A 731-nucleotide genomic window follows, 5' to 3' on the forward strand; every position below is an offset into this window, starting at 1 on the left:
AGCTTGACCTTCCAGGTCCAGCGCACGACTTCACTGAGCCACTTGTCCGCAGGACGATTCTGATTCTGGATGCCGAATTGTTGACCGATCATGCCTTCGCACGGGTGCATGGTGCCTGGCAGGTCGTCGCCGACTTTCAGCGCGGAGCTGAGAATGCCTTCGTTGCGCCCGCGGAAAATGGCCAGGGCGCGGTGGGATGGCATGCTTTTCAGCGGCTCATCGTGTTCGAAGTAATCGCGGAACTTGGCGCCGTCTTCCTCTTTGCCGGCGATGACGCGGGCGCTGAGGGTGGCTTCCTGTTTCAGGTAGTTACGCAGTTTTTCCAGCAGGTTGGCGTCTTCGGCGAAGCGCTCCATGAGGATGTACTTGGCGCCTTCGAGGGCAGCCTTGACGTCGGCGACGCCTTTTTCGGCATCGACAAAGCGCGCAGCTTCGGTTTCCGGGGCGAGGGACGGGTCGTTGAACAGGCCGTCGGCCAACTCGCCGAGGCCGGCTTCCAGGGCAATCTGGCCCTTGGTGCGGCGCTTCTGCTTGTACGGCAGGTACAAGTCTTCGAGGCGGGTCTTGGTGTCGGCGAGCTTGATATCGCGTTCAAGTTGCGGGGTCAGCTTGCCCTGCTCCTGGATGCTGGCGAGGATGCTGATACGCCGTTCGTCGAGTTCTCGCAGGTAGCGCAGGCGCTCTTCCAGATGCCGCAGCTGGATGTCATCGAGGCTGCCGGTCACTTCTTT

The 731-nt window shown here is 61.1% G+C and carries 1 protein-coding gene; it reads right to left on the reverse strand.

What is annotated here, in order from left to right; all coding sequences use genetic code 11:
- A partial coding sequence (locus ASU03_RS20480) for a Tex-like N-terminal domain-containing protein (protein WP_331456684.1) occupies nt 1–731 on the reverse strand: 731 nt, incomplete at both ends.

The sequence above is a fragment of the Colwellia sp. TT2012 genome (genome assembly GCF_001440345.1).
Classification (GTDB): domain Bacteria; phylum Pseudomonadota; class Gammaproteobacteria; order Enterobacterales; family Alteromonadaceae; genus Colwellia.